The organism is Pseudomonas sp. PME37.24/025 (genome assembly GCF_055556615.1).
The window spans coordinates 1-274 of the sequence record NZ_JBVHNK010000169.1; the positions used below are offsets into that span (position 1 = coordinate 1).

Here is a 274-nt window from a genome sequence, read left to right on the forward strand (position 1 = left end):
CCTCGAGGTCCTTGGAGACAATGCCCTCCAGATCCATGCGGCAGGCGGAGTTGAGCAAAACGTCGCCTGCGGTCTCGAAGTGCTCGACGTAGCGAATGCGCGCCTCAGCCCCGGCCAGAAAGGCCTTCAGCCGCGCCTTGCGCTCCCGGAGGGGCCGTTCGCGGAGGTCCTCGCCACCGGCGAACAGGCAGTCGAACACGAAGAACACCAGCCTGTCTGTGTCCTTTTCCGAGAGGGCGGCCTGGAGCGCGGAGAAGTCTGGCTGGCCGTGGTG

1 protein-coding gene is annotated in these 274 nt (G+C 66.1%); it reads right to left on the reverse strand.

Translation table 11 applies throughout. From position 1 onward, the window contains the following. A partial coding sequence (locus ACZ3HH_RS29935; protein ID WP_465810191.1) for an ATP-dependent DNA ligase occupies window positions 1-274 on the reverse strand: 274 nt, incomplete at both ends.